Origin of the sequence: Vibrio sp. SCSIO 43132, from assembly GCF_019904195.1 — a bacterium.
In the GTDB taxonomy this organism is placed as follows: domain Bacteria; phylum Pseudomonadota; class Gammaproteobacteria; order Enterobacterales; family Vibrionaceae; genus Vibrio; species Vibrio nigripulchritudo.
This window is the reverse complement of the sequence record NZ_CP063199.1, coordinates 449,301-471,219: the sequence shown is the minus strand read 5'-3', so window position 1 is coordinate 471,219 and position 21,919 is coordinate 449,301. Positions and strand designations below refer to the sequence as shown.

Below are 21,919 nucleotides of genomic sequence, written 5' to 3'. Positions count from 1 at the left end.
AATATTTTCAATAAAGTCCGCCATTCTGTTTGTAAAATCGAATTTTGGTAAAGCGTTTTTAACCCGCGAAGTACGACCTCTGTGCAAGATTGCGACCCACACCAAAACTCCATTGCTTTCTGACGGTCTGATTAATATCATTTGCCTTTGCTGAGAATTCACTTCAGCTCAGATATAACTAAAACAAGGATAATTCAGTGACCACCAGCACCGCGACGCAAAAACACACGCCGATGATGCAACAGTATCTTAAGCTCAAGGCGGAAAATCCCGATATCTTGCTTTTCTATCGTATGGGGGATTTTTACGAGTTATTTTACGACGACGCGAAACGTGCTTCTCAGTTACTGGATATCTCCTTAACCAAGCGTGGTTCTTCTGCTGGCGAGCCAATCCCAATGGCTGGCGTACCTTTTCATGCAGTAGAAGGTTACCTGGCAAAGCTGGTTCAGCTTGGTGAATCTGTCGCAATTTGTGAGCAAATTGGCGACCCAGCCACCAGCAAAGGTCCGGTGGAAAGAAAGGTTGTACGCATTGTTACCCCAGGTACAGTAACCGACGAAGCCTTACTGGCTGAGCGTGTTGATAACCTGATCGCAGCCATCTACAGCCACGATGGTAAGTTCGGCTACGCCACGTTAGACATGACTTCGGGTCGCTTCCAGTTGATGGAACCAGAAACCGAAGAAGCGATGTCGGCAGAATTGCAGCGCACCTCTCCAAAAGAATTGTTGTTCCCAGAAGATTTCGAAGCGGTGCATTTGATGGCAAGCCGAAACGGCAATCGCCGCCGCCCTGTCTGGGAATTTGAATTAGATACAGCGAAACAGCAGCTTAACCAGCAGTTTGGCACTAAAGATCTGGTCGGTTTTGGAGTAGAACACGCTGAACTTGGTCTGTGTGCCGCGGGCTGTTTGATTCAGTATGTAAAAGACACGCAACGCACGGCCTTACCTCACATCCGCTCACTGACATACGACCGACAAGACCATTCGGTCATTTTAGATGCTGCCACGCGCCGCAATCTAGAGATTACGCAAAACTTAGCGGGCGGAACCGACAATACGCTGGCAGAAGTGCTTGACCACACTGCAACGGCAATGGGCAGCCGGATGCTGAAGCGTTGGTTGCACCAGCCAATGCGCCAACTCGATACTCTTAACCAGCGCCTTGACGCCATTACCGAAATCAAAGACACCGCGCTGTTTAGCGACTTACATCCAGTGCTCAAACAAATCGGTGATATTGAGCGTATCTTAGCTCGCTTGGCAATTCGTAGTGCTCGCCCACGCGATTTGGCTCGCCTTCGTCATGCCATGCAGCAGCTTCCTGAACTTTCGGAGATTCTTGGTCAGGTTAATCACCCATACCTTGGCAAGCTTGCAGGTTTTACCGCACCACAAGATGAACTTTGCGACTTGCTAGAGCGTGCCATTAAAGAAAACCCACCTGTGGTGATTCGAGATGGTGGTGTAATTGCAGAGGGTTATAACGCCGAGCTGGACGAATGGCGAAAACTGGCTGACGGTGCAACTGAGTACCTTGAGAAACTAGAAGCCGATGAACGCGATCGCCACGGCATTGATACCCTAAAAGTGGGATACAACAATGTTCATGGCTTCTACATTCAGGTAAGCCGTGGTCAGAGCCACCTTGTTCCTCCTCATTATGTACGTCGCCAGACACTAAAAAATGCCGAACGCTACATCATCCCGGAACTGAAAGAACACGAAGATAAGGTCTTAAATTCTAAATCCAAAGCACTGGCGATTGAAAAACAGCTTTGGGAAGAACTGTTCGATCTTCTGCTTCCACACTTGGAATCAATGCAAAACCTGGCTTCTGCCCTGTCGCAACTGGATGTTCTACAAAACCTAGCGGAACGCGCAGAGAGCTTAGATTACTGTAAGCCAACACTGAACGAAGACATTGGCGTTCGAATTCAGGGCGGTCGCCATCCGGTGGTGGAACAGGTTATGGACGAACCTTTCATTGCTAACCCTATTGAGCTGGGTGAACAGCGTAAAATGCTGATTATCACGGGACCAAACATGGGTGGTAAATCGACCTACATGCGTCAGACCGCACTGATTGCGTTGATGGCACATATTGGTTCTTACGTGCCCGCTGAGTCTGCCACCATTGGCTCTATTGATCGTATATTCACTCGTATTGGCGCATCGGACGATCTGGCATCTGGTCGCTCTACCTTTATGGTAGAAATGACCGAAACCGCGAATATTCTGCACAATGCCACAGATCGAAGCCTGGTTTTGATGGATGAAATTGGTCGTGGAACCAGTACTTACGATGGTTTATCACTGGCATGGGCGAGTGCAGAGTGGCTGGCTAAACAGATCAGTGCGATGACCTTATTTGCTACTCACTACTTTGAGTTAACCGAACTGCCGAATCAGATCCCGATGTTGGCGAATGTTCATTTAGATGCGGTTGAACACGGTGACACTATCGCCTTTATGCACGCTGTACAGGAAGGGGCGGCAAGTAAATCTTATGGTCTGGCAGTGGCTGGATTGGCAGGCGTACCTAAAACCGTGATCAAAAATGCGCGGGCGAAGTTGAACCAGTTGGAACAACTTACTAACGATCAACCAACGACGCCAAACCAAGTGGATGTAGCCAATCAATTAAGCTTGATTCCGGAGCCGAGTGATATTGAATTGGCGCTTGCGGATATCGATCCTGATGATCTCACACCAAGACAAGCACTGGATGCACTATATCGATTGAAGAAGATGCTTTGATTGAAGTAGCGGCAGTAATTTGACAAACAAAAAGGGCGAGATGTTTCTCGCCCTTTCTTATATATCAATGAACTAATTTTGATGCTTTAGTCATTTTCAACGTTGAACAATGATTCCATGTTCAGACCTTGCTTCACAAGGATCTCACGAAGTCGACGAAGACCTTCTACCTGGATCTGACGTACACGCTCCCGAGTCAAATTGATCTCACGACCTACTTCTTCCAGTGTTGAAGGTTCATACCCCAGAAGACCAAAACGGCGTGCAAGTACTTCTTTCTGCTTGGGATTCAAATCATCCAGCCAATCGATCAGAGAATGTTTGATGTCATCGTCTTGAGTACAGACTTCAGGATCAGAGTTGTTGACGTCTGGAATGATATCAAGGAGTGCTTTCTCACTTTCACCACCGATTGGGGTGTCCACGGAACTGACTCTTTCATTCAGACGAAGCATTTTGCTGACATCATCAACGGGCTTATCAAGTTGCTGAGCAATTTCTTCTGCCGTTGGTTCATGATCCAGTTTTTGCGATAGCTCCCGAGCCGTTCTTAAATAGATATTCAGCTCTTTCACTACGTGTATGGGCAAACGAATAGTGCGAGTTTGGTTCATCAATGCACGTTCGATGGTTTGACGAATCCACCATGTTGCGTACGTTGAAAAACGGAAACCTCTTTCAGGATCAAATTTCTCAACTGCACGGATCAGCCCTAGGTTACCTTCTTCGATCAGATCGAGCAGTGCCAGCCCTCTGTTACCGTAACGGCGAGAGATTTTAACAACTAAACGAAGGTTACTTTCGATCATGCGTTTGCGTGCGGCTTCGTCTCCTCGAAGTGCGCGACGTGCATACAGGACTTCTTCTTCTGCTGTGAGAAGAGGTGAGAAACCGATCTCTCCGAGATACAGTTGAGTGGCGTCTAAACTTTTTGCACTTACCTCAAATTCTTCTTTCTGTTCAGACTGTTTTTCTTGAGTGAGAGTAGATTCTTCCCTGGTGGTTTGTTCCATACCTACCGCTTCGTAATCAAACTCTTCTTCGACTTTCGTTACTGCATTGCTGATACTCATAGTGCCTCCCCCTGGCGAGTTCGCAAGACATTACTACTATCAATGTCGTTGAAATGTTTTAGGGTAAGTAGCGCTTTGGATTCACTGACTTTCCCTGATAGCGAATTTCGAAGTGCAATCTCACGCTGTTAGTACCAGACGATCCCATGGTAGCAATCTTCTGACCAGCTTTTACACTTTGTCCTTCTCTTACTAGCAAGCGTTCATTATGGGCATAAGCACTGAGGTAGTTGTCATTATGTTTGACGATGACAAGATTGCCATATCCGCGCAGCGCATTACCTGAATAAACGACTGTTCCTCCCGCAGTGGATACTATGGATTGACCTCGCTGTCCCGCAATGTCGATCCCTTTGTTTCCTTGATCCCCTGTGGAAAAACCTTTAATGATCCGACCCTTTGTAGGCCATAACCATTTGGAAATTTTAGTATTATTCTTTTTTGTTGTTTGAGCAGGTTTGTTAACAACCTGTTTACTTTTATTTTCAACATACTCCTTTGATCTGGATTGATCAAGCTTCTTTGTTGATTCTTTTTTAGACGATGCTGATTCTTTCTTTTTCGGCTCAGAGCTTTTCGTTTTCGGTACAGAAGACGCTGTCGATGCCGTACTTGTTGCGGCTACTGCTGCCGTTGATGCTGTGGTTTTTGTGGCAGCTGTTGCGACACCAGCACCTGTACCGGAAAAATCGGGTGCAGAATAAGCAGGTCTCCAGAGACTGATTTTCTGACCGGGATGAATGGTATAAGGAGGAGAAAGTCGATTGTATTTAATCAGTTGGTTAACGTCTTTCCCTGTTACGTAAGCAATAAAGTAGAGCGTGTCACCTTTTTCCACTTCATAGTAGCTGCCACGATAGCTACCTCTTTCAACCTGATCATAGCTCTTCCCTAAGCTAGTAACGGGTGCGGGATTATGCGCAGCACATCCAACCAGCGTTGTAGCGAGAATAACTTGAACAAGAGACGCTTTTCGTTTCAGTGACACTCAATACCCTTAAGCCAAATCACCTGCGACCAAAGGTACAAATCTAACCATTTCAATCAGTTCTGTAACTACATTGCCATTCATTTTTTGTACTTTGATCAAAGTTTGTTCGGCTTCACCGACAGGGATCACCATGATCCCACCTTCATTTAGTTGATCTACCAATGCTTTTGGGATCTCACTGGCAGCTGCTGTAACAATAATGGCATCAAATGGGGCTTTCGCTGACCAGCCCTGCCATCCATCACCATGTTTTGTGGATATGTTGTAGATATCCAGTTGCTTCAGGCGACGTTTCGCATCCCATTGCAGAGATTTGATCCTCTCTACGGAGTATACATGGTCAACGATCTGCGCCAGCACCGCGGTTTGATAACCGGAACCTGTACCAACCTCAAGCAACTTGCTATCAGGTTTTAGCTGAAGCAGTTCTGTCATCTTCGCCACAATGTAGGGCTGAGAAATGGTCTGACCCGCACCAATAGGCAATGCATTATTGTCGTAGGCTTGATGCATCATGGCTTCAGAAACAAAAGATTCCCGAGGCAAGCGCTTGATGGCTTCCAATACCTTGTGGTCTTGGATTCCCATTTCTTGCAGAAATTCAATTAATTTATGGGCTTGCGGATGGCTCATTCAATTGCTCCCTTTCAACCAATTCTCCATGCTTGGTAAAGATTCATGCGCCGTCAGGTCCACCTGCAATGGCGTCACCGAAACCAGACCGCTGGTAATCGCATGGAAATCCGTTCCCTCTCCGGCGTCTTGCTCCTTACCCGGAGGACCAAGCCAATAGATATCAAGCCCTCTTGGATCTTTCTGCTTAATCATGTCTTCAGCATGATGACGTGCACCAAGGCGTGTCACCTTGTAAGGCTTTAATTCGGAAACTGGAATATCAGGCACGTTGACATTAATCAGGCGATTGGTCGGGATAGGATGAGAAAGATGTTGTTCGACCAACTGCTTAGCTACATGAGCTGCGGTTTTGAAATGTTGCTTGCCAGCTAAGGAGATGGCGATGGCCTGAACACCAAGAAAGTGCCCTTCCATCGCGGCTGCCACGGTTCCTGAATACAGAACATCGTCGCCAAGGTTAGCACCATGGTTAATGCCAGACACAACCAGATCAGGTTTATCGTCCTTCATGAGTTCATTCAAAGCGAAATGAACACAATCTGTCGGTGTACCCTGTACAGAAAAGACATTGGGCTCCAGCTCGATAACCCTTAGAGGACTTTCGAGTGTCAGGGAGTTCGAAGCCCCTGAACGATTTCGGTCCGGAGCCACCATTACAACTTCGGCGATGTCTTCCAAAGCTGATTTGAGTTCATGTATTCCTTGAGCATGAACACCATCATCATTGCTCAACAATATTTTCATCGGAATCTTTTCCTGACATTCAGAAGGTTAAAATTGTCGCTCATCTTCTACCGCATTGACTAATTCACGCATAATAGATGTAGCAAAACATCCCGAAGGTAACCAGAATTTGAGTACGATCTCATTATCCTGAACTTCCCACGCGAAATCTTTCGCAAAGAGTGTGGCTGCACGGCGCTCATGACGCATACGGTTACCACGGATAAGCGCCATCAAATCAGGCTCTTTTTCCAGACACGGCTGCTCCAATGCCAAAGCTTCACCGCTGGTTGGTAATGCGTTGTCGCCAGCCATCGCGATGCTGATATCTGCACTGCCCTCGAGTACCTGAGCCTGGCTCTGGTCTAAATTCTCGCTTGTGACTGTTAGCTGCTCACCCTGTGTTAACAGGATGTCGCCATCAACAGGAGTCGTCCAGAGCTGTTTCTCAATACGAGAAGACAGGATGTGATTGAAAATCCACGAACGGGCAGAAGACAAATACAGGCTGCGTTTGTTTTGGTTACGAGTTCGAACGTTTTCTCTGCCCCAGCGACGCGCTTCATCAACATTGTTGCCATCGCGTCCGAAACGCTGAGCCCCAAAGTAATTAGGCACACCTTGTTTTTCTACTTTCTCCAGACGAGACACTATGTCTTGAACATCTGTTACTTCTGTTAACGTGATTTCAAAGTGGTTACCACGGAGATCACCTGGACGCAGTTTCTTGTTGTGTCTCTCTGTTGACAGAATTTCAATACTTGGATACTGCGTTAGAAACTCGGAAAGATCAGGAGTTTCCCCTTTCGGTAGATGAGCACTTAGCCATTGTTCTGTCACCGCGTGCCTGTCTTTTAAGCCCGCCCAGCTTACGTCTTTTGATTTAACACCGCAGGCTTTTGCCAGTTCATTCGCTACAAAACTGGTGTTCTCACCCGTTTTGCGAATGCACAGCATTAGGTGTTCACCATCGCCTGAAAAATCAAACCCTAAGTCTTCTTTAACGATGAAATGCGCCGGCTGAGCTTTCAACTTGGCGTCGGATTTTGGTTTGCCGTAGGCATAAGCAAAGGGTGCGAGAATATCTGTCATGGTTTATTTCTTGATAATTAAGGCAACCGCTTCAGTCGCAATGCCTTCTTTTCTACCAGTAAAGCCCAAACGTTCAGATGTTGTGGCTTTTACGTTCACATTCGTGATGTCGGTTTCTAAATCTTCTGCAATGGTTTTGCACATGGCTTGAATGTGAGGAGCCATCTTTGGAGCCTGAGCTATGATGGTGACATCTACGTTACCGACGACATACCCTTTCTCTTTCACCAAACGGTAGACATCACGCAGAAGAGCTCGGCTGTCTGCGCCTTTCCACTTATCGTCGGTATCCGGGAAGTGACGACCAATATCACCTTCCGCGATGGCACCTAATAAGGCATCTGACAACGCATGTAAGGCAACGTCACCATCGGAGTGAGCAACCAGACCCTGTTCATAAGGAACGTTAACGCCACCTATGATAACCGGACCTTCTCCACCAAATTTATGTACGTCAAAGCCGTGTCCAATTCGAATCATGTTGTTTCCTTAACCATTTCGGTTCAAATAGAACTCGGCAAGCGCCAAGTCTTCTGGTTGTGTGATTTTGATGTTGTCAGAACGTCCTGCCACCAGCAATGGCTGATGACCCAGCCATTCCATTGCCGACGCTTCATCGGTAATCGCAACGCCTTTTTCTAATGCGTCTTGCAGCGCGTCTTTTAGATCTTGGCAGCGGAACATCTGTGGTGTCAGGGCATGCCACAAGTTTTCACGCTCTACCGTTTTCTGAATAGAATTTGTAGCGTCGCTGCGCTTCATCGTGTCTTTGACAGGTGCTGCCAATATGCCCCCAACGGAATGACTGCGACATTTGCTGATCAGCTTGTCGATATCCTTATGGGTGACGCACGGTCTGGCGGCGTCATGTACTAATACCCATTCGGTACTGGAGAAATGCTCATTGACGTGTTTCAGACCCGACAACACCGAATCCGCACGCTCTGAGCCACCCGCCACTCGCGTAATTTTAGGGTGATTTGCGACATCTAGCTCATGGAAATACTCGTCTCCCTCGCTAATGGCTACGACTACGTGCTCAATCTCTGAGTGCGACAATAAGAGGGTTAGCGTGTGCTCTAAGATCGTTTTTGAGCCAATGGTGAGATACTGCTTGGGGCAATCTGCCTGCATTCGGCTACCCACGCCTGCCGCAGGAACGATGGCAACAATGCCATTCGGATTAGAATCTGTTTTGTTCATTACTTCGTTTAGGGTCTGTTTTCATCACCGATGATTCGGTAGAAGGTTTCGTCGTCTTTGATCAATCCGAGCTCATTACGTGCCCGCTCTTCGATGGCATCGAGACCTTGTCGTAAATCATCGATTTCAGCGTACATTTCTTGGTTTCGCTGGCGCAGCTTCTCGTTTACTTCTTCCTGGATCTGAATATCTCGCTGAGTGGTTGCCAAATCGAGTTCTCCGTTTTTGCTGAACCAGACCGCGTATTGCAACGCAATCAACAATCCAACTAAAACTATGGCAAATATTCTCATGATGTCATCCAAGAAAAAAGAAAGGTGTATTGCCTGAAGTCTTCGCATTCAGGTCAACGGGGTATATATACCATATTCAGACGCTTATCGCGAAGTCGGTCACATGAAAACAGAATGCATCCGATACAAAAATGCCCTGCATTTGCAGGGCATTTTTTAAAGCATAAAAGCTAAGCTAATCATTCAATTCAGAATTAAGCTTGACCTTTTACTTCTTTAAGACCGTTGTAAGGAGCTTTCTCGCCTAGTGCTTCCTCGATACGGATAAGTTGGTTGTACTTAGCAACACGGTCAGAACGGCTCATAGAACCAGTCTTGATTTGACCTGCAGCAGTACCTACCGCTAGGTCAGCGATAGTTGCGTCTTCAGTTTCGCCAGAACGGTGAGAGATTACAGCTGTGTAACCTGCGTCTTTAGCCATCTTGATTGCAGCTAGAGTCTCAGTTAGAGAACCGATTTGGTTGAACTTGATAAGGATAGAGTTAGCTACGCCTTTCTCGATACCTTCAGCTAGGATCTTAGTGTTAGTAACGAATAGATCGTCACCTACTAGCTGAAGTTTGCTACCTAGTAGTTCAGTTTGGTGCTTGAAGCCATCCCAGTCAGACTCGTCTAGACCGTCTTCGATAGAAACGATTGGGAATTGGCTAGCTAGCTCAGCAAGGTAGTGGTTGAACTCTTCAGAAGAGAAAGTCTTACCTTCGCCTTTCATGTTGTAGATGCCAGCTTCTTTGTCGAAGAACTCAGATGCAGCACAGTCCATAGCTAGAGTTACGTCTTTGCCTAGCTCGTAACCAGCATTAGCAACAGCTTCTGCGATAACTTCTAGAGCTTCAGCGTTAGACTTAAGGTTAGGAGCGAAACCACCTTCGTCACCAACTGCAGTGCTGTAGCCTTTAGACTTAAGAACTTTAGCTAGGTTGTGGAATACTTCAGCACCTACACGTAGAGCTTCTTTAAGAGTCTTAGCACCAACTGGCTGAATCATGAACTCTTGGATGTCAACGTTGTTGTCTGCGTGCTCACCACCGTTGATGATGTTCATCATTGGAAGAGGCATAGAGAACTGACCAGCAGTACCGTTTAGCTCAGCGATGTGCTCGTATAGAGGCATGCCTTTAGCAGCAGCTGCTGCTTTAGCGTTCGCTAGAGAAACCGCTAGGATTGCGTTTGCACCGAAGTTAGATTTGTTCTCAGTACCGTCTAGGTCGATCATTACTGCGTCGATAGCAGCCTGGTCTTTCGCGTCTTTGCCAGTTAGAGCTTCAGCGATTGCACCGTTTACTGCTTCAACAGCTTTAAGAACACCTTTACCTAGGAAACGTGCTTTGTCGCCGTCACGTAGCTCAAGAGCTTCGCGAGAACCTGTAGATGCGCCAGATGGAGCTGCCGCCATACCTACGAAACCGCCTTCTAGGTGTACTTCAGCTTCTACAGTTGGGTTACCACGTGAGTCGATGATTTCACGACCTAGAACTTTAACGATCTTAGACATTAATGTTTCCTCTCGTTCAAATATAAATGTCAAATTTAAAGGGCAGTAGCACTACACTCGCTACTGCCCGTATCCTTTTACTTCTCTAATTCGTCGCGCTGATATTCACCAGCGGCTTTCACGAAACCTGCGAATAGTGGGTGACCATCGCGAGGTGTTGAAGTGAACTCTGGGTGGAATTGAGCCGCTACAAACCATGGGTGAGCTGGGTTCTCAATCACTTCGACCAACTTCTTGTCTGCTGACAAACCAGATACTTTCAGACCTGCTTTTTCGATTTGTGGACGAAGGTTGTTGTTCACTTCATAACGGTGACGGTGACGCTCATGAATCGTTGCGTTACCATACAGTTCACGAGCTTTCGTTCCTTTTTCCAGGTGACATAGCTGTGAACCAAGACGCATAGTACCACCAAGGTCTGAAGTTTCAGTACGCTCTTCGACTTTACCTTCACCATCAACCCATTCTGTGATCAAACCTACCACAGGGTACTTGGTCTCTTTGTTAAATTCTGTTGAATGTGCACCTTCCATACCCGCAACGTTACGCGCGTATTCGATCAGTGCCACTTGCATCCCCAGACAGATACCCAGGTAAGGTACGTTATTTTCACGAGCGTATTGTGCTGCACGAATCTTACCTTCTACACCACGATCGCCGAAACCACCAGGAACTAAGATTGCATCTAAACCTTCTAGTGCTTCTTCGCCTTTGCTTTCGACGTCCTGAGAATCAACGTACTTGATCTTAACGCTCAGGCGGTTCTTCAGACCTGCGTGTTTCAGAGCTTCGTTCACCGATTTGTATGCGTCTGGCAGTTCGATGTACTTACCAACCATACCAATGGTCACTTCGCCTGTTGGGTTTGCTTCTTCGTAGATTACCTGCTCCCACTCAGACAGGTCTGCTTCTGGCGCATCAATGCCAAAGCGAGTACATACAAGGTCATCAAGACCTTGAGCTTTAATAAGCTGAGGGATTTTGTAGATGGAATCTACGTCTTTCATTGAGATAACCGCTTTTTCTGACACGTTACAGAAAAGCGCGATCTTCTTACGTTCGTTCGCTGGGATCATGCGATCTGAGCGACAAACAAGGATGTCTGGCTGAATACCGATAGAAAGCAGCTCTTTAACAGAGTGCTGAGTCGGCTTAGTTTTCACTTCACCTGCTGCTGCTAGGTAAGGAACCAGTGTCAGGTGCATGAACATTGCACGCTCACGACCCAGTTCAACAGCTAGCTGACGAATCGCTTCCATGAATGGCAGAGATTCGATATCACCAACCGTACCACCTACTTCAACGATAGCCACGTCGTGACCTTCAGAACCTGCGATTACACGGTCTTTGATGGAGTTAGTGATGTGCGGGATAACCTGAATAGTAGCGCCTAGGTAATCGCCACGACGTTCTTTACGTAGAACGTCAGCGTAAACACGACCTGCAGTAAAGTTGTTACGCTTAGTCATCTTGGTGCGAATGAAACGCTCATAGTGACCAAGGTCAAGGTCAGTCTCTGCGCCATCTTCTGTAACGAACACTTCACCGTGCTGAGTTGGGCTCATTGTGCCTGGATCAACGTTGATGTAAGGGTCAAGCTTCATCATAGTCACTTTAAGACCACGAGCTTCAAGAATGGCTGCTAGAGATGCTGCAGCAATACCTTTACCTAGAGAGGATACGACCCCGCCAGTAACAAAAATGTAATTTGTCGTCATGTTTAACCTGAAATTGGTTGAATGAGGGAAATGGATTTCTTCTGGACGGGATGTAAATATACCAGAAGCCAGTTACCGCCACAACGTGAAACTTATCACACTCAAAATTTTTATTTTTTGCTTCAAATCAAATCAGCAAAGTTCAACAAGTTAGTTAATTTCACGTGCTACTGCAAAAGAAATTTCCCTTTTGTGGCAATGGTAAAACCAGTATTTACGCTTAAGAGTTCTCAAGCGCCTAGGGTCACTTTTTATTTTTTTCGGCGATTTTGACCTGATCCCAAATAGAATCAAGCTCTTCCAGCGAGCAGTCCTCCAGTACCTTGCCGTTTTGGCGCACCTGCTCTTCCACTTGTCTGAAGCGGCGCTCGAATTTGGTATTGGCTTTGCTGAGTGCCGATTCCGGATTGGTATTCAGGTGGCGGGAGAAATTTACTACCGCAAAAAGCAGATCGCCCATTTCTTCTTCCACCAAATCCGAATTCGGTGAGACTTGCAGTGCTTCATCCATGACTTCATCGATCTCTTCACGCACTTTGTCTACAACAGGACCTAAGGTTTTCCAGTCAAAGCCGTATTTAGCGCATTTCTTCTGAATTTTGTTGGCTCTAGCCATGGCGGGAAGCGCAACGGGAACTGCATCGAGGACGCTGCTTTCGGTGATCCCTTTTTCTTCTTTTTCCTTAGCTTTTTCCCGCTCCCAGTTGGCATTGATTTCAGCGTCATTTTCAAACTCAGCATCGGAAAAAACATGAGGATGACGGCGGGTGAGTTTTTCATTGACCTCTTCCACAACCTCATCAAAATCAAACAAGCCTTTTTCGTTTGCCAGTTGGCTGTAGAAAATCACATGAAACAACAAGTCACCCAACTCTTCTTTCAAATTGTTCCAGTTGCGCTTATGAATGGCATCCACCACCTCGTAGGTTTCCTCAATGGTATGAGGCACGATGGTGTCAAAGTCCTGCTTCAGATCCCAAGGGCATCCACCATCAGGATTTCTTAGCTGCGCCATAATTTGCTTAAGCTGTTCAATTGGATGACTCATTTCTGTTCCTTGGACAAAGTTATATAAAGAAAAAGACGAGCAATATAACTGCTCGCCTTTCATTTTACTGTTCTCTTTCGCAAAGCAGTTGCCGTTTTAACAAGGCAACAAGCGAGTGAGACTCCTGAGCATAGCTGGCTATGTGATGAGCCTGGGCCGGCACTCCGGAATGAGCGCCGTTAACGCAGTAAAAATGGCAAATGCGAAGTGAAAGTTAGCCTAAACGTTTCACCGTCATCACATCTTTGATCTGTTCAACACGCTTAGTAACTCGCGTAAACACTTCCACGTTAGTGACTTCCAAATCAAAATCCATCACCGACATCTGCTTTTTGTAGTCCACCCGGCTACGCATGCTGGTGACCTTGATTTTTTCGTTAGCAAACAAGGTGGTGATGTCTTTTAGCAGACCACCACGCTCTAACCCTTCAACCCGAACTGTAATGATATAAGACCCGACAAAACCACTGCCCCAGACGGTATCAATGATACGTTCTGGCGCATGATGGCGAAGCTCTTCAAGCTGTTCACAGTCGCTACGGTGGACTGAGATACCACGCCCTTGAGTGATGTATCCGGAAATCTCATCTCCAGGGATAGGCTGGCAACAACGTGCAAGGTGCGTCATCAGGTTATCAACCCCCTCGACGACAACCGCATCTTTCTTTGGCCGGCTTTGCGCTGGCGTTTTGTTCTCGGTTTCTTGAAGACGTTCAAGCGCTTGCTGATCTTCTTCTTCCGCCGTGGGTTTGTTTACAAGCGCATTGATGTGGTTGACGATCTGGTTGATACGCAAATCACCGCTTCCCACACCGGCGTAAAGCTCGTCTGGCGTGTTTACGTTGAATCGTTTTAGCGCGTACTGGTCAGCGTCTTTCAACGATGCGCCAATCTTAGCGAGTTCGGTTTCTAAGATCTCTCGACCCGCTTCTAAGTTCTTCTCGCGACTTTGCTTACGGAACCATGCATTGATTTTTGCACGTGCTCTGCCTGATGTCACAAAGCCCATGGATGGGTTTAACCAGTCACGAGATGGATTCGGCACTTTCGAGGTGATGATTTCTACCTGATCGCCCATGGTCAGTTTATGAGTGAATGGAACAATTCTCCCTGCTACTTTGGCACCGATACAGCGATGACCCACTTCAGAGTGAATGTGGTAAGCGAAATCTAGTGGTGTTGCGCCCATCGGCAAATCGACGACATCACCGCGAGGGGTAAAGGCATACACACGATCATCGAATACCTGACTACGAAGCTCATCCAGCATTTCGCCAGAGTCGGACATCTCTTCCTGCCAGTCGATTAGCTTGCGAAGCCATGTAATTTTTTCGTCGTAACCGCTGCGACCGCTTGAAGAGCCTTCTTTGTATTTCCAGTGCGCCGCGACCCCTAGTTCCGAATCTTCATGCATCTGCTTAGTTCGGATCTGGATTTCAATGGTTTTGCCTTCCGGACCAAGAATCACCGTATGGATCGACTGATACCCATTGGGTTTAGGGTTAGCGACATAGTCATCAAACTCGCTCGGAAGATGTTTGTATTTGGTGTGCACGACACCTAGCGCTGCGTAACAATCTTGCAGTTTGTCGGCAATGATTCGCACAGCACGAACATCAAACAGTTCATCAAACGCGAGACTTTTCTTCTGCATTTTTCGCCAGATGCTGTAGATGTGCTTAGGGCGACCACTCACTTCTGCGTTGATGTGTGAGGTCTTCATTTCGCTTGCTAAGTCAGAAACGAAGTCTTCGATGTATTGCTCACGCACAATTCGGCGTTCAGAAAGCTGTTTGGCGATCTGTTTATAGGTTGTCGAGTGCTGGTAGCGGAACGCGTAATCTTCGATTTCCCACTTTAACTGACCAATACCCAGACGGTTGGCAAGTGGTGCGTAGATATTGGCACACTCTTTTGCGGCCGCCTGACGCACTTCGTCGGATTCATCTTTAACTTCACGAAGGTTACAGATTCGTTCTGAAAGCTTGATGACCACACAGCGGAAATCATCCACCATCGCCAGTAGCATACGGCGAACATTATCCACCTGGCTGGAAGCAGCTTCACCGTCAAGCGTGACATTCAGTTGCCCGATGGCGGCCATTTCTTCAACGCCATCAATCAGCTTGACGGTTTCTTTGCCATACTTTTCTTCAAGCGCTTCGCGTTCATAAAAGCCAGATGTAACAACAGGGAAAAGCTGAGCAGAAACTAAGGTCGCGGTATCCATGGATAGGGTGATCAGAATTTCGATCATTTCACGCCCACGCCACAGCAATAGCTGAGCCTGTTCGTTTTCACCAAGTAAGTCTTCACAGTGACGATATACGTCCAGCAATTTTCGGCTGGTTTTGTCGTCCTGTTTCAGACTGGTGATCCAAGTGTCCAGTTCAAACTCTTCGGTATTTAAATGTGCACCGCGTACTGCGACCATGTTTTTTTCCTAATTTCTAGCAACAGACATACAAGCTTTTTTGCCCGTAAGTTCTTCTCTAGGGTCTGTTGACCTTTCGCGGTTAAATTTTGTTCGAAAGGCCAACAGACCCTAAGTTAGAGAAGTTAATCTTTTTCGAATAACGCCATACTTTCCAGATGGCTGGTGTGTGGAAACATATCAAGCATGCCCACTTTTTTTAATTTGTAGCCTTGGTTCAGCAGGCTTTGGCTGTCACGTGCAAGCGTAGCAGGATTACAGGAAACATACACGACTGCTTTCGCTCCCAAGCGCGAAAATTGGTCGACGATACCTGCTGCTCCAGCGCGAGCCGGGTCGAGCAAAATCTTATCAAACTGTTTCTTTGCCCAAGGTGAATGGGTCATGTCTTCTGCGAGGTTTGCCTGATAGAAACTCACATTTTCTATTCGGTTTAACTGAGCGTTTCTGGTCGCAACATCGACCATCTCCTGCACACCTTCAACACCAATCACGGAGCTTGCTTGTTTCGCCAGTGGCAGACTGAAATTCCCCAATCCACAAAAAAGATCGAGAATGTGCTCATCGGATTTGGCGTTTAGCCACTCCAAAGCCTGCGCCACCATTTTCTGATTGACCTCTTCATTCACCTGAATAAAGTTGGTGGGTTCAAACGGCAATTCAACCCCTACTTCATCATAAATGGGTTGCTCGCCACGTACTCGCTCCAGCTCATCGGCTGAAGGCATTAAATAGAGAGTCAGATCGTGCTCGTCCGCGAAAGCAAGAAGGCTTTGTTTGTCTTTATTTTTGAGTGCCGCGGTATGTCTTAACAGCAGCACGCGAGTGTTTGACGCTTTAACCAGTTCAACATGACCTAGATTTTCCTGACCTGCAAAGCCAACTAAAAGCTGCCTAACAGGAATAAGCAAGACTTCCAGATCGGGATGCAGCACCGCACAGTTGTCGATATTGGTGATCCGCTTGCTCATTTTTTCTCGAAAGCCAAATTGCAGTTCTCGGGACTTTTTATCGACAAATAAGCTGATTCGGGCACGACGTCGGTAACCGAGGTTACCTGCAGTCACTTCTTTTTCAGCCGTTAATTCGCTACCGGAGAATTTTTTCATCAATTGCTGAAGAGTCTGATTTTTATGCTCAACCTGACTTTGACGGGCTAAGTGTTGCAAATTACAGCCACCGCAGGTTTGATAGTGCTGGCAGAAAGGCGTTACGCGTTGCTCACTTTCTTTTTGGATTTTAATGAGCTTTGCACGGGCAAACTTGCTTTTCTGCTCGGTAAACTGCCCAATGACAGATTCTCCGGGAAGCGCACCATCAATGAAAACAGGCTTCTTATTGTGATAGGCAATACCAGCACCATGATGATCTAGCTTTTCGATATTGAAAATCTGATGCTTGGTATTCACTGCGGACTTTTTCTTCGGCTGATAAAAACGCGCCATATTTTATTTGCTCATTTTGCTTCAGTGTTTTCTCATTCAGGGTCACTATTTCACCCCTGAGAGATTGTCGAATATAGCAGACTTGATTAAGCTAGCCGCTTATTCGTTTATAATGTTAGTAATCAAGCCATTCACGCTTGTTAGAGCTCGCGGCTTGAATAATTTGCCGCTATTTTCCCATATCCAGACAGTAATGAGAACATGACACGATACGGCTTAAGAGCACGCGTAATAACTCTCACCCTAGCCCCTACTCTTATCGTTGGTTTGCTGCTCAGCGCCTTCTTTACTTCAAATCGTTATAACGATCTGGAATCTCAGTTGATTTCGACGGGTAAAAGCATCATCGAACCGATTGCAATTGCAAGTGAATATGGAATGACTCAGCAAAGCCGTGAAGCCGTGCGAAGGCTGATCAGCTACGCTCACAGAAAGAATTCTGACATCGTACGCAGCATTGCGGTATTTAATGCACGGCACGAACTGTTCGTAACGTCTAACTTTCACCCAAATTTCGAGTCTCTTACTTTTCCGAAAGATCAGCCAATCCCATTACTTAGTACAATAAAACTGGTGGATACCGATTTGGTCATCCGCACCCCCATTTTGGCTGAAGGACAGTTCACCAATAACGTCGGGAACAAGACCGAGCTGAATCAGGCATTAGGTTATATTGCGATTGAGCTGGATTTATCCGCAGTGCGTTTGCAGCAGTATCAGGAAATTTTTGCAGCACTTCTGGTATTGCTTCTTGGCTTAGGTTTGTCTGCCCTCTTTGCTTATCGACTGATGCGCGACGTAACATTGCCGATCACTCATATGAAAAACATGGTGGACCGCATTCGCCGCGGTCATCTGGATGTCCGAATTGAAGGCAAAATGCACGGGGAACTGGATGCTCTGAAAAACGGCATCAACGCGATGGCGATGTCACTGTCTGAGTACCATGTGGAAATGCAGCACAGTATTGATCAGGCCACATCTGATTTGCGTGAAACTTTAGAACAGCTTGAGATTCAGAACGTGGAACTGGATATTGCGAAGAAGCGGGCTCAAGAAGCGGCGCGGGTGAAATCAGAGTTCTTAGCAAATATGTCTCACGAGCTGCGTACGCCGCTTAATGGCGTGATTGGCTTTACCCGGCAAATGCTGAAAACCCGTTTGTCTTCCAGCCAACAAGATTACCTGCAAACCATTGAGCGCAGTGCCAATAACCTGCTTAGCATCATCAATGACATTCTGGACTTCTCCAAACTGGAAGCTGGAAAACTGGCACTAGAAAACATTCCATTCGACTTCCAGGAATGCCTAGAAGAAGTCGCCAGTCTGCAAGCCACCAGCGCACACGAAAAAGGTCTGGAACTGACACTTAAGATCGATCCTAAGATTCCGGCTGGCGTGGTGGGTGACCCGCTTCGAATTCAGCAGGTCTTGACCAACCTTGTGGGCAACTCCATCAAGTTTACTGAGCGAGGCAATATCGACATCAGCGTCGAGCTACGCACTCAGAAAGAAGATTTCATCGAATTACAATTCATGGTTCGGGATACTGGTATCGGTATTTCTGAGCGCCAGCAGGCGCAATTGTTCCAGGCATTCAGTCAGGCGGATGCCAGCATTTCGAGACGCTATGGCGGTACCGGATTGGGTCTGGTTATCACTCAGAAACTGGTCGGACAGATGGGAGGCGAAGTCAGCCTGACCAGTCGTCTGCATCAGGGTTCAACCTTCTGGTTTACACTCAGACTGGCAACCAGCGATATGCCTGTAGCCAGCGATGTGGATACGCACCAGCTCAATGGCAAGAAGATCCTGCTGATAGAACCAAATATGCAGGCTGCCTCTGTGATTCAGCAGCAGTTGATCAACGAAGGGTTACTGGTGACCTATCGCTCAAACATGCCAGAACATATAGAACCTCACGAATTTGTGCTGCTTAACCTGCCGCCGAACCAACGCTTTGATATTACGTCTGTCGAGCAATGGATCAGCCGGGCTAAAGAGATTGCCAATAACATCGTTCTTGGTCTGCCAAGCACCGAGCTCGCTCTTTCTGAACAGCTGGTGTCTGAGCATCAGGTACAGTGCATCACCAAGCCTCTTTCTCGCAGAAAGCTGCTTCAGTCGCTGACCCAATGCCATATTACTGAAGATGCTGCACTCCCTCTCATTGATCAGTTGGACTCTGAGAGCAAGCTGCCACTCAAAGTTATGGCGGTAGACGACAATCCTGCCAACCTGAAGCTGATTTCCGCACTATTACAGGAACGAGTTGAACAGGTCGTCACTTGCAGCAATGGTGAGCAAGCTGTCGCGGCCGCTCAGCAACAGGCTTTTGATATGATCCTAATGGACATTCAAATGCCCAAAATGGACGGCGTGACTGCGTGTCAGGAAGTGAAAAACACCAAACTCAACTCTCATACTCCGGTTATCGCTGTCACCGCTCACGCTATGGTGGGTGAACGAGACCGACTACTTAAAGCGGGTATGGACGATTATCTGACCAAACCGATTGAAGAGCACATTCTTCAGCAGGTTCTGGTGCACTGGAGCCCTCACACCGATGAACAGCAGGTCGACAAACTGGAGATCAGTGAGCAGGCGTCACCGGAAGTAACTCAGGACGAAAGCAATAACAACGTCATTATCGATTGGAACCTAGCCCTGAAACAGGCAGCGAATAAGGAAGACTTAGCCAAAGAAATGCTGCAGATGCTGGTGGATTACATTGGCGAGGTTGATCAGTTTGTCGAAGGTGTTTTGAACGATGACAGTCAGGACAGCGATCAGCTTATTCATCACATCCATAAGCTGCATGGCAGTTGCTCCTACAGTGGCGTGCCCAGATTGAAGCAGGTTTGTGCAACCATTGAGAAAGCCCTTCGTTCTGGTTCAGATGTGGAATCCATTGAACCGGAGTTGTTTGAACTTCAGGATGAAATGGAAAAAGTGACTGCCAGCGCGCAACACTATCTGGATAGCGAAACAAGCTAAGCGCGGCGAAGCTCCGGGTTATAAAACGCATAGCCGTTTTTGCCGTTTTCCTTAACCTGATACATGGCTTCGTCAGCTTGCTGAAGCAAGGCATCAAATTCAATATCATTCACTCCAGCGTAGGCGACACCTACGCTGCCGCCAATCCGAACGGTTGAACGGGAAGGCAGCTCAATCGGTCTGGCGCAGATCTCTACAATTTGTTCGGCAATACCTGCCAGTACATCCGGATTGATCTGCTCCAAGGCGAGAATCACCAACAGTTCATCGCCCCCTATCCGCCCAATGACATCCTGCCCGCCACGCGCAACTTTCTTCAAGCGCCTGGCAATGGTGCAAAGCACTTCGTCGCCTGCAGCATGTCCATGAGTATCATTGACATCCTTGAAGCCATCCAAATCCAGCATCATGGTCGCGATGTATGCGGCTTTTTTCTGGCTGGCGAGAGTGGCAACGAATCGTTCACACCCGCGACGGTTTTTGAGACCTGTCAGATTATCTTCTAACGCAAGCAGCAAAGTGTCTCTCTCTTTCTGCACTCGCACTGTGATGTCATACATAATGCCTTCAATGAGCCATTCCCCACTGTGTTCATCCTTATGAGCCGAGAGCAGTAGGTGCACCCATTGGTCCGCGCTGTAGCGTTTGTTAATACGCAAATCACCCGACGCCATATCACCACTGGATATGGTCTGCTCTGACATTTGCCACGCGAGTTCTGGGTTCTGAAAAACGTGTTCAAAAAATGGCTGAGTTTCAAGAATAGCCGTCAGCTCAAAACTCTCTTTGATTAATCGGCCAAACAGCGTTGGGTTGCTGTGAATTAAATGCCCATTTTTATCGAGAACCAGAATTCCAACCTGCGTGGTTTCGAATATATGTCGATAATGACGCTCCATGCGTTCGATAGTGGCTCTGAGGTTGCGCTCGGTTTCTATAGCCTGATGCGAGGCTTCAACAAAACGGTTTACGCTGGCGGTAACCAACCCGATTTCGTTGTCGCGGTTTTCGTTATTATAAGGAAGTAATTCATCTTTACCCGGCTCCACTTTAGACAGGTTTTCAGCCAGCTTCTGAAGCGGAAAACCAATGACTTTTCGAACCGCAAACGCCGTCACAATCAGCAGCATCAGCAACTGACTAATCAGCATCACTAGCTGGATGAAAACTTTCTCCTGAGTGACCGAATCCAGATACTCCTGATTCACATCCAGAATCAGATGACCAATCACTTCATCTTTCACCGGAGAAACCAGCGGAAATCGTTCCAGGTTCTGCCATTGCTCTCGATTGCTGGTGAGCTTTGACAAGCTAAACTCAATACCATCGATTCCTTTGAGTTTTACCCCATTGAACTCATCGTGAAGAAGCAACGAGCTCATGACTTCGTCTGCAATTTCAGGGTTATCGACATACAAGGCGATAGAAGCAGAGTTGGATACCGTCAGGACCAATTTCTCTTCCATATCACGAACATTCAGACTGGCTCTCTCAAAATAGAACAGAGTCAAAAAACTCGCTGCCAATACCAGGTACATGAGCGAGAATATGACAACGGTAACTAAAAGCCGATTAGCAAGCGCTTGTTTATTCATCATTTTTAATCGTTAGTATGACTCTTATATCTGAACCGACAGGTTTCTGAGTTACGTAACTGAGCGCGTTTTTGTCTACCCTTAAGCGCTCCACCAATTGCTCGTCGCTCTTCATCACCAAAGGTGCACGGACGCGACCAGAGAACTTCAACTTTGCCCAGTGTGCATTTACCTGACTGATTGAAAGCCCTGTCACCTGATCGAAAAAATCTTCTCTCAACGAACCGTCTCTATCCAATATAGTGATTCGCTGCTTTTTCATCCCACGGCTGTTTCCAAGATAAAGCTTACCGAGCTGCTCTTTTGTAATGCTTTGCAATTTACTATTAGCCCCAACCACGACATAAATGTCTGCAAAGGCTGCAGGTGACATCAGCAGTAAAACAAAACTCAGTAATCTCATTTCACCA

Annotated in this window: 17 protein-coding genes; 2 read left to right on the top strand and 15 right to left on the bottom strand. The window is 47.0% G+C overall.

The genetic code is table 11. The features are described from left to right. The first annotated feature begins 233 nt into the window (after window positions 1-233). Window positions 234-2,765 (top strand): DNA mismatch repair protein MutS, encoded by a 2,532-nt coding sequence (gene mutS / locus INR79_RS02230; RefSeq protein WP_223096941.1) that lies wholly within the window; start codon window positions 234-236, stop codon window positions 2,763-2,765. An 86-nt stretch (window positions 2,766-2,851) separates the two neighbouring features. Here mutS and rpoS read toward each other — a convergent pair whose 3' ends face one another. The 13 genes from rpoS to rlmD form a co-directional block, all read right to left on the bottom strand. Further along, window positions 2,852-3,838 carry an RNA polymerase sigma factor RpoS gene (rpoS, locus tag INR79_RS02225; RefSeq protein WP_004401303.1) on the bottom strand — a complete coding sequence of 329 codons (987 nt, stop codon included), beginning with the start codon at window positions 3,836-3,838 and terminating at the stop codon, window positions 2,852-2,854. A gap of 58 nt (window positions 3,839-3,896) precedes the next feature. Further along, entirely contained in the window at window positions 3,897-4,826 is a 930-nt protein-coding gene (gene nlpD / locus INR79_RS02220) for a murein hydrolase activator NlpD (RefSeq protein WP_410482891.1), read from the bottom strand. A gap of 9 nt (window positions 4,827-4,835) precedes the next feature. After that, window positions 4,836-5,462, bottom strand: a complete 627-nt coding sequence (locus tag INR79_RS02215; RefSeq protein ID WP_022597716.1) for a protein-L-isoaspartate(D-aspartate) O-methyltransferase — start codon at window positions 5,460-5,462, stop codon at window positions 4,836-4,838. Next, window positions 5,463-6,209, bottom strand: a complete 747-nt coding sequence (surE, locus tag INR79_RS02210; RefSeq protein ID WP_223095858.1) for a 5'/3'-nucleotidase SurE — start codon at window positions 6,207-6,209, stop codon at window positions 5,463-5,465. It lies immediately after the preceding gene. A 27-nt stretch (window positions 6,210-6,236) separates the two neighbouring features. Next, a complete protein-coding gene (gene truD / locus INR79_RS02205) occupies window positions 6,237-7,280 on the bottom strand; it encodes a tRNA pseudouridine(13) synthase TruD (RefSeq protein WP_223095856.1) in 1,044 nt (347 codons plus the stop codon). Between the two features lie 3 nt (window positions 7,281-7,283). After that, window positions 7,284-7,760, bottom strand: a complete 477-nt coding sequence (gene ispF, locus INR79_RS02200) for a 2-C-methyl-D-erythritol 2,4-cyclodiphosphate synthase (protein ID WP_004401308.1) — start codon at window positions 7,758-7,760, stop codon at window positions 7,284-7,286. Window positions 7,761-7,769: 9 nt separating this feature from the next. Then, the gene (gene ispD, locus INR79_RS02195; RefSeq protein ID WP_223095854.1) at window positions 7,770-8,483 is read right to left on the bottom strand and encodes a 2-C-methyl-D-erythritol 4-phosphate cytidylyltransferase; all 714 of its coding nucleotides are present in this window, start codon (window positions 8,481-8,483) and stop codon (window positions 7,770-7,772) included. 8 nt (window positions 8,484-8,491) lie between these two features. Further along, entirely contained in the window at window positions 8,492-8,776 is a 285-nt protein-coding gene (gene ftsB, locus INR79_RS02190; RefSeq protein WP_004401310.1) for a cell division protein FtsB, read from the bottom strand. Between the two features lie 194 nt (window positions 8,777-8,970). Next, complete coding sequence (gene eno / locus INR79_RS02185; protein ID WP_004401311.1) at window positions 8,971-10,272, bottom strand: phosphopyruvate hydratase; 1,302 nt, start codon at window positions 10,270-10,272, stop codon at window positions 8,971-8,973. 77 nt (window positions 10,273-10,349) lie between these two features. Then, entirely contained in the window at window positions 10,350-11,990 is a 1,641-nt protein-coding gene (locus tag INR79_RS02180; protein WP_004401312.1) for a CTP synthase, read from the bottom strand. A 244-nt stretch (window positions 11,991-12,234) separates the two neighbouring features. Further along, entirely contained in the window at window positions 12,235-13,038 is an 804-nt protein-coding gene (mazG, locus tag INR79_RS02175; protein WP_223095852.1) for a nucleoside triphosphate pyrophosphohydrolase, read from the bottom strand. A 214-nt stretch (window positions 13,039-13,252) separates the two neighbouring features. Continuing rightward, a complete protein-coding gene (gene relA, locus INR79_RS02170) occupies window positions 13,253-15,472 on the bottom strand; it encodes a GTP diphosphokinase (protein WP_022606011.1) in 2,220 nt (739 codons plus the stop codon). A 125-nt stretch (window positions 15,473-15,597) separates the two neighbouring features. After that, the gene (rlmD, locus tag INR79_RS02165) at window positions 15,598-16,917 is read right to left on the bottom strand and encodes a 23S rRNA (uracil(1939)-C(5))-methyltransferase RlmD (RefSeq protein WP_223095850.1); all 1,320 of its coding nucleotides are present in this window, start codon (window positions 16,915-16,917) and stop codon (window positions 15,598-15,600) included. 201 nt (window positions 16,918-17,118) lie between these two features. Between rlmD and barA the strand changes: the two genes are divergently transcribed. Beyond that, window positions 17,119-19,914, top strand: a complete 2,796-nt coding sequence (gene barA / locus INR79_RS02160; RefSeq protein ID WP_223095848.1) for a two-component sensor histidine kinase BarA — start codon at window positions 17,119-17,121, stop codon at window positions 19,912-19,914. Here the strand turns inward: barA and INR79_RS02155 are convergent. Both INR79_RS02155 and INR79_RS02150 read right to left on the bottom strand, forming a co-directional pair. Then, window positions 19,911-21,512 (bottom strand): sensor domain-containing diguanylate cyclase, encoded by a 1,602-nt coding sequence (locus tag INR79_RS02155; RefSeq protein WP_022613415.1) that lies wholly within the window; start codon window positions 21,510-21,512, stop codon window positions 19,911-19,913. The two genes, barA and INR79_RS02155, sit on opposite strands and share 4 nt — an antisense overlap. Further along, the gene (locus INR79_RS02150) at window positions 21,502-21,912 is read right to left on the bottom strand and encodes a hypothetical protein (RefSeq protein ID WP_223095846.1); all 411 of its coding nucleotides are present in this window, start codon (window positions 21,910-21,912) and stop codon (window positions 21,502-21,504) included. The genes INR79_RS02155 and INR79_RS02150 overlap by 11 nt, the downstream gene beginning before the upstream one ends. Window positions 21,913-21,919 lie beyond the last annotated feature (7 nt).